At 67.0% G+C, this 13,309-nt stretch carries 13 protein-coding genes; 3 read left to right on the forward strand and 10 right to left on the reverse strand.

All coding sequences use genetic code 11. The features are described 5' to 3' along the window. The gene (gene purD, locus DWV11_RS15925) at positions 1-1,308 is read right to left on the reverse strand and encodes a phosphoribosylamine--glycine ligase (RefSeq protein WP_115789898.1); all 1,308 of its coding nucleotides are present in this window, start codon (positions 1,306-1,308) and stop codon (positions 1-3) included. Between the two features lie 132 nt (positions 1,309-1,440). Next, positions 1,441-2,874 carry a sugar porter family MFS transporter gene (locus DWV11_RS15930; RefSeq protein WP_115789899.1) on the reverse strand — a complete coding sequence of 478 codons (1,434 nt, stop codon included), beginning with the start codon at positions 2,872-2,874 and terminating at the stop codon, positions 1,441-1,443. 102 nt (positions 2,875-2,976) lie between these two features. Between DWV11_RS15930 and DWV11_RS15935 the strand changes: the two genes are divergently transcribed. Beyond that, a complete protein-coding gene (locus DWV11_RS15935) occupies positions 2,977-3,690 on the forward strand; it encodes a GntR family transcriptional regulator (protein WP_245953721.1) in 714 nt (237 codons plus the stop codon). A 124-nt stretch (positions 3,691-3,814) separates the two neighbouring features. On the opposite strand, the gene DWV11_RS15940 is transcribed toward DWV11_RS15935, so the two are convergent. The 7 genes from DWV11_RS15940 to DWV11_RS15970 all read right to left on the reverse strand — a co-directional run bounded on the left by DWV11_RS15940 (position 3,815) and on the right by DWV11_RS15970 (position 9,930). Continuing rightward, the gene (locus DWV11_RS15940) at positions 3,815-4,339 is read right to left on the reverse strand and encodes a flavin reductase family protein (protein WP_210725771.1); all 525 of its coding nucleotides are present in this window, start codon (positions 4,337-4,339) and stop codon (positions 3,815-3,817) included. A gap of 1 nt (position 4,340) precedes the next feature. Beyond that, positions 4,341-4,697, reverse strand: coding sequence for a cupin domain-containing protein (locus DWV11_RS15945; RefSeq protein ID WP_115789900.1), 357 nt, complete (start codon positions 4,695-4,697; stop codon positions 4,341-4,343). Between the two features lie 2 nt (positions 4,698-4,699). Then, positions 4,700-6,166 carry a 4-hydroxyphenylacetate 3-hydroxylase family protein gene (locus DWV11_RS15950; protein WP_115789901.1) on the reverse strand — a complete coding sequence of 489 codons (1,467 nt, stop codon included), beginning with the start codon at positions 6,164-6,166 and terminating at the stop codon, positions 4,700-4,702. Beyond that, complete coding sequence (locus DWV11_RS15955; protein WP_115789902.1) at positions 6,163-6,846, reverse strand: DUF2848 family protein; 684 nt, start codon at positions 6,844-6,846, stop codon at positions 6,163-6,165. The genes DWV11_RS15950 and DWV11_RS15955 overlap by 4 nt, the downstream gene beginning before the upstream one ends. Positions 6,847-6,905: 59 nt before the next feature. After that, positions 6,906-7,733 carry a carbon-nitrogen family hydrolase gene (locus DWV11_RS15960; protein WP_115789903.1) on the reverse strand — a complete coding sequence of 276 codons (828 nt, stop codon included), beginning with the start codon at positions 7,731-7,733 and terminating at the stop codon, positions 6,906-6,908. Positions 7,734-7,783: 50 nt separating this feature from the next. Further along, entirely contained in the window at positions 7,784-8,440 is a 657-nt protein-coding gene (locus DWV11_RS15965) for a GntR family transcriptional regulator (RefSeq protein ID WP_115789904.1), read from the reverse strand. 80 nt (positions 8,441-8,520) lie between these two features. Continuing rightward, positions 8,521-9,930, reverse strand: coding sequence for an MFS transporter (locus tag DWV11_RS15970; protein WP_115789905.1), 1,410 nt, complete (start codon positions 9,928-9,930; stop codon positions 8,521-8,523). 310 nt (positions 9,931-10,240) lie between these two features. Here DWV11_RS15970 and DWV11_RS15975 point away from each other — a divergent pair, with 310 nt between their 5' ends. Both DWV11_RS15975 and DWV11_RS15980 read left to right on the forward strand, forming a co-directional pair. Continuing rightward, complete coding sequence (locus DWV11_RS15975; RefSeq protein WP_115789906.1) at positions 10,241-11,257, forward strand: asparaginase; 1,017 nt, start codon at positions 10,241-10,243, stop codon at positions 11,255-11,257. Positions 11,258-11,291: 34 nt separating this feature from the next. Then, positions 11,292-11,663, forward strand: a complete 372-nt coding sequence (locus tag DWV11_RS15980) for a sterol carrier family protein (protein ID WP_115789907.1) — start codon at positions 11,292-11,294, stop codon at positions 11,661-11,663. 71 nt (positions 11,664-11,734) lie between these two features. Here the strand turns inward: DWV11_RS15980 and DWV11_RS15985 are convergent, their stop codons facing one another. Then, complete coding sequence (locus DWV11_RS15985) at positions 11,735-13,225, reverse strand: cation:dicarboxylate symporter family transporter (RefSeq protein WP_115789908.1); 1,491 nt, start codon at positions 13,223-13,225, stop codon at positions 11,735-11,737. Positions 13,226-13,309: the final 84 nt, after the last annotated feature.

The raw sequence follows: 13,309 nt of genomic DNA on the forward strand, positions 1-13,309 counted from the left end.
TCAGCGCTTCACCGCCGGAATAATGCCGGTGTTGGTGGACACCCGGATTTCGCCGCGGGCCGCCTTGCCGGCGATGTCCGTGCGGTACTGGCTGCCTTCGAGCTGGACCAGTTCGACGCCGTCGTACGCCCGTTCGCGGGCTTCCACCAGGTCGCTGCCGAGCGCCACCACGGCGAGCACGCGCCCGCCGGCGGAGACCACGCGGCCTTCCTCGTCCAGCGTAGTGCCGGCGTGGATGACGTGGACGCCTTCAAGGCTTTCGGCCTTCTTCAGTCCTGTGATGCGGTCGCCGGTACGCGGGGTGTCCGGGTAGTTTTCGGCGGCGACGACGACGGCGACAGCGGAGTCCTTGGACCAGCGCAACTCTTCCGCGGTGTCCAGTTCGCCCTTGGCAGCTGCCAGCATCAGGGACCCGAGGGGCGTCTTGAGGCGGGCCAGGACGGCCTGCGTTTCCGGGTCGCCGAAGCGGACGTTGAATTCGATGACGCGGGTGCCGCGCGAGGTGAGGGCCAGGCCGCAGTAGAGCACGCCGACGAAGGGAGTGCCGCGGCGGGCCATTTCGTCCACGGTGGGCTGGGCCACGCGGTCGATGACTTCCTGGACCAGGCCTTCGGGCGCCCAGTCGAGCGGGGTATAGGCGCCCATGCCGCCGGTGTTGGGGCCCTCGTCGTTGTCGAAGATGCGCTTGAAGTCCTGGGCCGGGGACAGCGGCACGGTGGTGCGGCCGTCGCAGAGGACGAAGAGGGAGACCTCGGGGCCGTCCAGGAATTCCTCGATGACCACGGTTCCGCCGGCGTCGAAGCAGGCCTGGGCGTGGGCCAGGGCCTCGGCACGATCGTTGGTGACCACCACGCCCTTACCGGCAGCAAGGCCATCGTCCTTCACCACGTGCGGGGCGCCGAAGGTGTCCAGCGCGTCTGCGGCTTCCTCGGCATTGGTGGCGACGCGGGCCATCGCGGTGGGCACGCCGGCTTCGGCCATGACCTCCTTGGCGAAGGCCTTGGACGCCTCGAGCTGGGCTGCGGCCTTGCTGGGGCCGAACACGGGGATGCCGGCTTCGCGCACGGCGTCGGACACGCCCGCGGCGAGCGGGGCCTCGGGACCGACGACCACCAGGTCCACCGCGAGCTTGCGGGCCAGCTGCGCGACGGCGGCGGGATCGTTGCCGTCAATGGCGTGCGTGGGAACCAGCTTGGCGATGCCGGCGTTGCCCGGAGCCGCGTGGACCTCGGACACGTTGGGATCTTCGAGCAGGGAGCGGACAATGGCGTGTTCGCGGCCGCCGGGGCCAATGACGAGTACCTTCACAGTCTCCAAGGGTACTTTGTGCGGCCTGCCCGGACCTAAGCGGTGTCGCGGTTGCGGCCTACAATCCGACGTTAAAGGCCGGAGAGCATGCCCGCTGCCCGGGCATGCTCTCCGTGGTGTGGTGCTTGGGACTCAGCCCTTCGCCGCCGGAACCCCGCCGCGAACGGCGGGAACCCCGCGGGATTCCCAGCTGCCGCCGTTTTCCCAGAAGATCCGGATGTCCTCAAGGTTGCGACCCTTGGTTTCGGCGGCCAGGCGGCGTACGAAGAAGAATGCAGCCACGGCCAGGGCACCGAAGACGGCGAAGGTACCGGCCCCGCCCAGGCGCTGGAGCATGGTGAGGAAGAACGCGGACACCACCACGTTGGCGATCAGGTCGGAGGTGAGCATGGTGCTCGCGCCGAGGGAGCGGAGCCGCGCCGGGAAGCTCTCGCCGGCATAGACCCACACCAAGGCGCCGAAGCCGAAGGTGAAGCCCACGGTGAAGAGCAGGACGCCGAGGAAACCGAGCACCGTGAGCGCACCGCCGAAGGACTGGCCGGCCAGGAAGACGCCGATCAGCAGCGCATTGGCCACCACCATCATGCCGATGCCGCCGAGCAGGATCGGGCGCCGGCCCACCTTGTCGACGAGGGCAAGGGAGACGAACACGGCCACGAGGGAGGCGGCCTGTACCAGTGCGGGCAGGAGCAGCAGGGCCTCGTTGCCGCTGAAACCCATGGCTTCGAAGATGCGCGGGCTGTAGTAGACCACTGCGTTGATGCCGGTGATCTGAATGAAGAAGCCCAGGCCCACCACGAACACGGTGGCGCGCAGGAAGGGCCGTCGGAGCATCTCCTTGACCGCTCCGGACTTCCGTCCGCCGGATTCCTCGGCGAGCGCGGCGCGCATGCCCTCGATCTCGGCGTCGATGTCGGACTCCGGTTCGATGGTGGTGAGGGTGCGTCGGGCTTCCTCGAAGCGGCCCTTCATGACGTACCAGCGCGGGGTGTCCGGGAGCCGCAGGAGGATGGCGAGCACGGCCACCGCGGGGACCGCCGCCAGGCCCAGCATCCAGCGCCACTCGCCGGTGGAGGACAGCGCCCAGGAGGCGATGTAGCCCAGGATGATGCCGATGACGGTGGCAACCTGGTAGGCGACGAGCATGGCGCCGCGCACCTTGGCCGGCGAGCTCTCGGCGACGAAGACGGGCACGACCACCACGGAGATGCCGATGGTCAGGCCCAGGAACAGGCGGGCGACCATCAGCACCGGGATGCCGGGAGCGAATGCGCTCAGCAGGGCGAAGGCTGCGTAGGACGCGGCGACCGCCACCATGGACGCCTTGCGTCCGATGCGGTTGGAGAGCCAGCCGCCCACCAGAGCGCCGAGGACTTCGCCGACGACGACGGCGGTGGTCACCATTTCCTGGTCGCTCGTGGAGAGGTGGAATTCCTTGGTCAGGAACAGCAGGGCGCCGGCGATGTTGGACAGGTCGTAGCCGTAGATCACGCCGACGGCGGCAGCCGTCGCGCCGATCAGGAGGCCGAGCCGCGGGGTGCTGCGCAGGTCATTCAGGAGAGACATCGGTGTCCTCGGGGTCTGGGAGACAAAGGGCTAAATTGGTGTAGACCAACCTGCACAAGATTGGCATAGACCAATCTGGCCGTCAAGGGTTAAGATCGGTCGGTGAGCGAACTGCCGAAGTACTACGTCTACAAAATGCGCATCCTGGAGATGATCGCGGACCTGCCACCGGGCACCCTCATCCCCACCGAGCGCACCCTCGCGCTGGACTTCGGCACCTCCCGCACCACCGTCCGCAAGGCCATCGGCGAACTCGTCGCCGAAGGCAGGCTCACCCGAACCCAGGGCTCGGGCACCTACACGGGCGGGCCAAAGATCACGCACGTTCGGCAGCTGACCTCTTTCACTGAGGATGCGCAGGCAATCGGCTACACCCCGTCGTCGGAAATCCTGGAAATCGAGCAGCTCCACGTGGACGCGAGCCACGCCGTGGAGGCCGGGCACATGCAGCTCACGCCGGGCGCACCTTTCGTGCGAATCCAGCGCGTCCGGCTGGGCAACGGGGAACCGCTGGGCTTGGAAACCGCATGCATCCCTGGCGAACTGGAAGGATTCGAGGAGCGATTGCGGGAACGCGGTTCGCTGTACGCGACCCTCCGCGAAGACTTCGGCATCCGGATCACCGAGGTGGAGGACGGCGTCGAGACGTACCTCGCGGGCCCCGAGGAGGCCCGCCTCCTCAAGGTCGAGATGGGCTCGCCGCTCCTGCGGATCGACCGCACCGGATTCGACGACGGCGGCAGGGTGGTCGAGTGGACCGTCGGCCGTTTCTGCGGGGACCGTTTCCGCTTCGTCGCGCGCACGCGGGCGGCCTGACGCGCGGCCGACGGCGCCAGGCCGCCGTCGGGATTTAGCATCATCGGGTTAACTGCGGAAGGCCGCCGCCCTCCGGGATTCCGGAGGTGCGACGGCCTTGCTGGTGAGCGGGAACGACAGTGCCCTAGAACGTCCAGGGCATCGCGTCGTGGTTGAAGTCCCGGAAAGATCCGAACTTGCCGGCGTTGAAGGCCAGGCCTTCGCCGTCGCGGTCCCGGCAGGACACCACCTGGCCGAAGAAGACCTGGTGGTCGCCGATGTCGTACTGGTGGACCACCTTGCACTCTGCCTGCGAGAGCGCCCCGGCCACCACGGACAGCCCGCCCCCGGTGGTGTCGAAGGAGCCGGCTTCGAAGCGGGCCCCGCCGCGGGTGGCGAACTGCCGGGCCACGGCCTCCTGCTTGGCGCCGAGGATGGAGATCGCGAACTTTCCGCTGGCCAGCACGGCGTCGCCGGTGCGGGTGTTGAAGTTCAGCGAAATCATCAGGATGGGCGGGTCCAGGCTGATGGAGGTGAGCGAGTTGATGGTCATGCCGTACTGCTCGCCGTCGTGCTCCGTGGTCACCACGGCCACGCCGGTGAGGAAGCGGCCCATGGTCCGGCGCATGGCCAGGCCGTCGGGCTCGGCGAAGACTGCTGGAGTGACCATGTCAGTTCTTTCCGTCCTGGTAGTAGCGCACTTCGAACATCTTGGCCCCGGTTTCCGAGATCCACGGCCCGTGTTCCATGCCCGGCGGGCGGGTGGCCCAGTCGCCTGCCTTGAAGGTCCTGCCCAGGCGCTGGTCCACGAAGGAACCTTCGAAGATGAAGACCTCTTCCCAGAAATCGTGGGTCAGGGCGCCGTTGGGCGAGGTATCCGTACCCGGTTCGAACTTCAGGATCCGGGTGACGGAGTCGTTGGAGTCGTCCCGGGCCAGGATGGCCTCGGACAGGCCCTCGATGTGCGGAGTGCACGGGGTGAACTCCACGGAGGAGGTGGGGGTGAATTCGAACTCCGGCTTGGCCATGGCTAGTTGTCCTCCTTGCGGCCGTCCACGTCGTAGCCGGCCAGGAACTCGTCCAGCTCGGCCACGTGCTTTTCGTAGCCGTAGTTGCGGTAGGTGTAGGCGCCCTTCACCACGAACGGTGCGCCGGCGTAGAACAGCTCGTACTGCTGGTGGCGGCCGCCGAACTCGGTACCGATGATGTCCCAGGCCAGGCGGAAGAGCTTGATGCGTTCCTCGCTGCTGACGTTCGGGGACGCGACGTACTTTTCGACGTCGGGAGCGGTCACCTCGCTCTTCATGTCGGCGATGCCGGAGGGCAACTGGAGCACACCGCCGCCGGCCAGGTCGCGGAGGATCTGGATGACGCGGGGGTAGGTCTCGGACTGCAGGCCCATGATGCCGTAGAGGGCACGCTTGCCGGGGACAAGCATGCCGGAGTCGTCTGCTTCGGCGCTGTATTCGGCGGCGAGGAGCGCGGACTCGACGGAGGAGACCAGCGCGGCGAGTTCGCCGAGCTTCTCCTGGACGCCGGGGATCCGGTCGGTTCCGTTGACGGCGGCGATCTTGCGGGCGACGGCGGCGATGAACTGCAGCTTGACCGTCAGGCGGGTCTGGGCCTGCCAGTTTCCCAGGGCGTGGGCACCGGTGTCGAAGAACTGGCGGCGGAGGGTGTCGATGTTCCGGTTGATGAACACGCGCTCCCACGGCACCAGCACGTCGTCGAAGATCACCAGGGCATCGGATTCGTCGTAGCGGCTGGTGAGCGGGTAGTCGAACTCGCTGGTGGTGCTCGTGGCGTAGGGACGGCGGCAGAGGAACTTCAGCCCCTTGGTGGCGGCCGGCAGCGCGAAACTGACGGCGAAGTCCACATCGTCCGGGCCGAGCGGCTTGATGCAGGTGACGAACACTTCGTCGGCGATCGCGCCGCCGGTGGCGAGCATCTGCGAGCCGCGCACGATCAGGCCTTCTTCGGTTTCCCCGACCACGCCCACCTGGATGTTGTCGCCCTCCCACCCGGACGCCGTCGTCGCGCGCGAATACTGCGGCGGGATGATCGCGTAGGAGACGTACAGGTCCTCCCGCAGGATCCGCTCGTAGTAGCGGGTGAGGTTGCCGGCGTAGTCGCGTTCCTCGCTGGCGAAGACCTCGGGGTGGGCGCCGAAGGCGGCGAAGAAGGTGCCGACATGGTCAGGGCTGCGGCCCACCCAGCCGTGGGTGTGCTTGGCCCAGCGCTCCACGGCAAGGCGGCGGAGCTTCAGTTCCCCGGCGCTGCGCGGGATGCTGAAGACCCGGTTGGCCGTGCCGTTGATTTCCTCGCTGTGGTACTGCATGCCGTTGGCAGGGTCAGCGGCGATGTCGAAGAGCTCGGCGATGGTGCGGGCCACGTTGCGGAAGGCGGGGTGTTCGGCGACGTTGTCGACAACCGCGCCGTCAATCAATACCGTGCGCCCGTCGTTGAGCGTCTTGATGTACTCGTCTCCGGTCCTCATGACTGCTGTCCTTTCGTGATGGTGTACGTGTGGTGGATGGTTTTTCCGTTGGGGAAGGTCAGTTCGATGCGCCATTCGCGCCCGTAGATGAACTCGCCGCCGATCACCGGCAGGGTGCCGCCGAGGCAAACGAAGTCGCCGTCACCGATGTCGCTGCGCTCCAGGAGGAGCCCGACGACGTTGGCCGGCGTCCGGAGCCCGTCCAGTGTGCCGTCCTGGTACAGGCGGCCGTCCACCCAACTGCGGGCGCGGCACTCGTCGAGCGATAGGCTTTCGAGTTCGGGGATGGCGACGACGGTGCCGGCCACCGGCTTGGGGCACGCCCGCTTCGAATCGCCGATGTCGATGGTCTCGACGTGCCGGTCCGTGTGGTCCGAGGCAATGCCGAGGTAGTAGCGCCCGCCGTGCCGGATGTAGAGCGGCTCGATCTCGCCGGAGGTCTTCTCCCCCGCGACGTCCAGCGCAGCAGCCGGGCTGACCGTGACGCTTTCCACGGGGTAGAACATGGGCACGGCGGGCGGCGGGGCAACGCCGATGGCGGCGAGTTCGTCGATGTGGTGCTGGACGGCGGCAGCGTCGCGGCCGGTGTATCCGGCGACGACGGCGGTGAAGTCGGTGAGCTCGATCGTCTCACCGGTGCCCGCGACGTCGAACGCCAGCGTTTGGGTGTGTGTCTTCATGGGTGGGTCTTTCCTGCTCAGTTCTTCAAAAAGCTCTAGGGGGCTCAGCGGGCCCTGCGTCAGCGGGCGAGGCCCGAATAGTCCGCGAGCCGGTCGGCGATGACCGGGAACTCGCTGCGGACGGCCTGGACCGCGCCGGGGTCGATGCCCACGCGGAGCACTTCTTCGCCGTCGCCGGCTTCTGCGAGGAGGCGGCCGGCGGGGTCCACAACGCGGCTGGTGCCGCCAAGTTCGACGCCTTCCTGGACACCTGCGGCGTTGCAGGCGAGCACGAAGACCTGGTGTTCGACGGCGCGCGCGGACGTCAGCAGGCGCCAGTGCTCCCGGCGCGCGGCCGGCCAGGCGGCGGGAACCACCACGATGTCGGCGCCCCGGACGCTCAGCTCGGACCACAGGCCAGGGAAGCGCAGGTCGTAACAGGTGGTGCCGGCGATCTGGCCGAAGGGGGTGCCGGCCACGGGCAGGGAGTCTCCCGGAGTGAGGAGTTCGGCTTCGAGGGACTTGTAGCCGAAGACGTGGAGCTTGGAGTACTTGTGGGCCACGTTGCCCTGGGGACTTACCAGGATGGAAGTATTGCGGAGCACCGGGAGCGCGCCTTCGGAGGCTCCGTTGTTCGCAGTGCCGGCGACGCGTTCGACGATGCTGCCGACGTGGACGTAGCTCTGCAGTTCCTTCGCCACGGCGGTGCACATCGCCACCGTCGGTCCGTCAACCGATTCGGAAAGCCCGGGGTACTGCTTGAAATGGAAGTAGCCGGCGCTCCACAGCTCGGGCAGGACGATCAGGTCCGCGCCGCGCTGTTCGCGGAGCAGGGCCTCCGCCCGCTCGATGCGTTGGGCCTGCGTCTCATTGTCCGGGCTGGACAACTGGACGAGAGCGATGTCCATGGGTTGCTCCTGGGATCTCGGGGCTGTTCCCCGCCGTGTTCCCGGCGGGTTCAGCGTTGTATGCGTGCGGGGATGGCTTTGAGGACGGTGAGGGTGGAATCGAGGTGGTTCCGGACCGCGGCGGAGGCGCGCTGCGAATCCTGGCTGCGGATCGCGTCGACGATGGCGCGGTGCTCCTCCACCACGTGGTCGCTGCGGCCGTGGCTGTCCTGGACGGCCTTGACGCCCATGCGCTGCTGCTTGAAGCGCTGGGAGTCGTAAAGTTCCTCCAGGGCGGGGTTTCCGGCGGCGTGCACGATCTGCTTGTGGAAACTGATGTCCCACTCGATGAAGGCCACGGGATCCGCGAGGCTTTCCTCCTGGCTGCGAAGCAGCTGTTCGAGTTCCGGACCCAGGTAGCCGTTGGCGGTGACCTTCCGGACCGCCCAGTCCTCGATGACTTGGCGGACCTCCATCATGCTTTCAATGTCCTGGGCGGTCAGGGCCGGAACGTAGGCGCCCTTGTGCGGGACCCTGCGGAGCAGGCCGGCCGCCTCCAGCCGGAGGAGGGCCTCGCGCACCGGGGTCCGCGAGACACCGGCGGCTTCGGCGATGGCATTCTCGCTGAGGAAGGCTTCCTGGTCCCAGGGCAGGGAGGAGATCTCCTTGCGCAGCCAAAGGTAGGCGGTTTCCGGTGCCGTAGGAGCCGGCTTCTGGAAGATGCTCACGTATTCCTCGATTCTGAATGCCTCAACTGGTCTGGTGGCTGTCCGTGGCGGCGGGCGGGCCGCCACGGACAGTGCTTACATCATGACTGTGCCACCTTCTGGGCGGGCGCGCTGTCCGGTTCTTGCCCGGACACCTGCACAGCCTTCTGCCCGGACGCGACGTCGAGGTCGCTGAGCTTGATGTCCTTGGTCTCCTTGGCGAAGGAGACGGACAGGATGGAGATCAGGCCCATGCCCACGAGGTAGAAGGCGATTGCTTGCCCGGTGCCGAAGCCCCTGTACAGGGCCAAGGCGATGATCGGCGAGAGCGAACCGGCGATCAGGGAGGCAACGTTGTAGGCCACAGAGGTACCGCTGTAGCGGACCTTCGTGGGGAACAGTTCGGAGAAGAAGGCGCCGATCACCGAGCTGTACGCGGCGAAGATCAGGAGCCCGCCGACAGCGGCCAGGATGATCGCCGCGGGCTGCCGGGTGTCCAGCAGGGCGAAGAAGGCGAAGCCCCACACCACGGTTGCCGCGGACGCGGCGATCATCATGGGCTTGCGGCCGATCCGGTCCGCGAAGATTGCCAGCAGCGGAATCGCCACTACTGCCACGCCCTGGCCGATCATGACGGCGGTGAGGCCGGTCTGCCGGTCGATCTTGAGGATGTCCGTCACGTAGGTGATCAGGAACAGGGAGTAGATGTAGAAGCCGGCGTTTTCGCCCATGCGGCTGCCGGTGGCGATGAGGATCTCGCGCCAGTTGCCGCGGAAGAGTTCGGCGAGCGGCAGTTTGGTGCGTGTGGCATGTTCGACGTCGGCCTTGGCCTGCGAGGCCTGGAACAGCGGGGTTTCCTGGACGTAGAGGCGCAGGACCAGGCCGATGATCACCAACAGCGCGGACAGTCCGAAGGCGATCCGCCAGCCCCAGGAAAGGAATTCCGCCTGCGGCATCGTTGCCGAAAGCAGCGCCAGGACGCCGGCCGCCATGAGGTTGCCAAGCGGTGGGCCGACGTTCGGCCAGGAGGCCCAGAACGCGCGCTTGGTGCTGTCATCGCTGTATTCGGAGACCAGGAGGACGGCACCGCCCCATTCGCCGCCGAGCGCGAAGCCCTGCACCAGTCGCAAGAGCAACAGGATCAACGGTGCCGCGACGCCTATGGTGGCGTACGGCGGGATGAAGGCGATGAGCGCTGTGGCAGCCCCCATCAGGAGGAGGCTGGCCACCAGGGTGGACTTGCGGCCGTGCTTGTCACCGAGGTGGCCAAGGACGATCGCGCCGAGGGGACGTGCGATGAATCCTGCCGCGAAGGTGCCCAGGGCAAGCATGGTGCCGACGAAGGGATCGGCGGTGGGGAAGAAGAGCTTATTGAAGACCAGTGCGGCTGCAGTGCCATAGAGGAAGAAGTCGTACCACTCCACGGCGGTGCCGGCGAGGCTGGACGCAGCCACGGCAGGGAGCGAGGTGTGCTTGCGCACCGCCCGGTCCTTTTCAAACACATTGCTCATAAGGGAAGTCCTCGATGTGAACGGAACAGCTCGAATTGAACGGAACCTTTTTGACGAATGACTGGGGGAGGTCCCGGCGTTTGCGCACCGCACGGGTCCATGCCGCCTGACGTCTCGGCCGCTTCCATGATGCGTCTCACCCGGAAGCTGTATAGAAACTGTAGACCAGTTGTATACAGCTTGTCTACAGAAGATTTACCGTGGGACATGTCCACCCCCGGCGTCGAAGATTGGGCATGCACCTGATCTGTCCAACCCTCGGGGCCGCGAATGGACATGTCCGGCGGGAGTTGGCACCTAAACTTGCCTCATGCCCACGTCTACGCATGAAACCTTCACGGCCGAATCCGCCGTCGAGCTGGCCGTGATCGAGCGCAGCGGCTTCATCGAATCGCGCCACATCGGCTCGGCCGTGGTGCTGGCCGGCGACGGCAGCGTGGTGGAGCAACTGGGCGACATCACCACCCCCATTTACGCCCGCTCCGCCCTCAAGCCGTTCCAGGCGCTGGCTTCGATGCAGTCCGGCGTTCCGCTGCGCGGCGCCCAAGTGGCGTTGGCCTGCGCCAGCCACACGGGCTCGCTGGACCACATGGACGTGGTGGAAGGCATGCTGAAGGCCGCGGGCATCCGTGAAGACCAACTGCAGTGCCCGGCAGCTTGGCCCCAGGACGAAACCGCACGGAACTGGTTGGTCCGCTCCGAGCGGGGCAAGTCCAAGCTGGCGTGCAACTGCTCGGGCAAGCACGCCGCGTTCCTCTGGGCCTGCAGGGAGAACGGCTGGGACACCCGCAGCTACCTGGAGCCGAACCATCCCCTGCAGCAGAGGGTGCGCGCTGCGATCGAGGAATACAGCGGCGAATCCATCGCCCACCTGGGCATCGACGGCTGCGGCGCCCCCGTGGCGGCACTCTCCCTGACCGGCCTCGCCCGCGCCTATTCGCGGCTCGCCCAGGCGCCGCGGGATCCGCATTCCAACGCGCGCGCGGCAACGATCGCCACATCCATGCTGGATTACCCCTGGGCCGTCCAGGGCCGGGGCGAGGCCAACACCGTGGTCATGGATGACCTGGGCATCCTCGCCAAGATCGGCGCCGAAGGCGTCCTCGTGCTCGCCACGCCCACCGGCGCCACGGTGGCCGTCAAGGTGCTGGACGGCAACCTGCGGGCCACCACCTTGGTGGGGCTCACGCTGCTTGCGGTAAGTGGCGCCGTCGACGTTCCGGAGGTCTCCAGCGTGCTGGAGAAGGTGGTGGATCCCGTGCTGGGCGGCGGACATCCGGTGGGCCGGATCCGCCTCGGCAAGGCACTGCTGTCCCTGCTGGGCTGAGCCCGCCCGCCACACACAAGGAAAGGCTTCAACCATGGCCGTTGCCCGCCGTCGGGTACCGATTGACGATGGCCGCGCCGCCCTGGCGGCATGGCAATCTCACCGCGAGGCAGACGCGGCGCTGGCGCGCAGCACCCTTGCCACCGCGGTCCGCTACACCCTCGAAGAGCTCACCGCCCGGGCCCCCGGGAACTCGGTGGAGGTCCGCGTGCCGCCGTTCGGCGTGGCGCAGTGCGTGGAGGGTCCGCGCCACACGCGCGGCACGCCGCCGAACGTGATCGAGTGCGACGCCGCCACCTGGCTTGCACTGGTGAGCGGCCGGCTGGCCTGGACGGACGCCGTCGACGCCGGCCGGGTCGCCGCATCGGGGCTGCGCGCCGATCTCTCGGAGCTGCTGCCGTTCTAGCCGGAAAAGACAAAAGGCGGCACGTTCCGGATCACCGGAACGTGCCGCCTTGCTTACCGCGGAACAGCCGCTCAGTCGGGGGAAATCGGCGTTTCTTCCCGCGAGCCGGGCCTGCTCATCTCAAACCGCGGGATGTCGCCGGAAACCGGGCCGCCGCGGAATTTCGGGGACGGCTGCTGGCCTTCGCTGAGACGCTCGAGCTCCTGCTCCTCGAAGACCTCTTCCTTGCCCAGCATGATGGCGGAATCCTCGTTGGTGATTTCCCCGCGGAAGGCGCGGACCATGACGCTGCGGTCGAACTGGCCTTCCCACTTGGCCACCACGAAGGTCGCTACGCAGTTGCCCAGCAGGTTGACCACCACGCGCATCGAGTCCATGAGGCGGTCGGCGCCCAGGAGGAGCGCGACGCCGGCTACCGGGAAGATGCCGAGCGCCGCGGCCGTAGCGGACAGCGCCAGGAAGGAGGAGCCGGGGACGCCGGCCATGCCCTTGGAGGTCAGCAACAGCACGCCGAGCGCGGCCAACTGCTGGCCGAGGTCGAGGTGGTGGCCGAAGGCCTGGGCCAGGAACAGCAGCGAAATCGAGAGGTAGATCGCGGCGCCGTCCAGGTTGAAGGAGTAGCCCGTGGGAACCACCAGGCCGGTGGTGGCCCGGGAACAGCCGGCGTTGGTCAGCTTGGTCATGATGCGCGGCATCACGGCCTCGGTGGACGCGGTGCCCAGGGCGAGGAGGAATTCTTCGCGGGTGTACTTCAGGAACTGCCAGAGCGGAACCCTGGCGAACGCCCAGGCCACCACGAACAGCAGGCCGATGAAGATGACCGCCGCCCCGTAGCACGCGGCGATCAGCAGCGCGTAGGTGCCCAGCGTGTCCAGGCCATACTGGCCGATGATGAACGCCATGGCGCCGAATGCGCCGATCGGGGCCACCTTCATGATCCAGGACATGATCTTGAAGATCAGCTCCAGGACGGTCTCCATGAGGCTGATGACCGGCATGCAGCGCTGCCGTCCGATCACGACGATGGCCGCGCCGAAGAACACGGAGAAGAACAGCACCTGGAGCAGGCTGTTGTTCGCGAACGCACCGATCACGCTGGTGGGAATGACGTCCAGCAGGAAGCTGGCCGCGTCCTTCGGGACGGCGTGGCCGGTCTTGGCGTCCACCGCATCCTGGGACAGGGTGGCCGGATCGATGTTCAGGCCCGCGCCTGGCTGGACGATGTTGCCGACCACCAGGCCGAACACCAGGGCGAAAAGGGTAGCTGCCGTGAAGTACAGGAGGGCTTTGACCCCGACCCTTCCGACCGCCTTGACGTCGCCGACTGCCGAAATGCCCGTGACGATCACGAGGAAGATCAGCGGGGCGATGATCATCTTGATGAGTTGAATGAATCCATCGCCCAACGGCCGGAGGGTGGAGCCGATGTTCGGCCAGAAATGGCCGATCAGCACACCTGCGACGACGGCGATCAGGATTTGGAAGAAGAGCGACTTGTACAGTGGCTTCTTCTTCTGCGGGGCCGAACTCGCCTTCAGCGCCGCGGAGTCTGGGATCTTCATTGATCTGAACCAATCAGTAGAGAACTCCCCGGTTGCCGGGGACACTCTCAACGTATTCCAGATCACACTATTCCACAAGAGGGA

The organism is Arthrobacter silvisoli (assembly GCF_003369445.1).
GTDB classification, from domain to species: domain Bacteria; phylum Actinomycetota; class Actinomycetes; order Actinomycetales; family Micrococcaceae; genus Arthrobacter; species Arthrobacter silvisoli.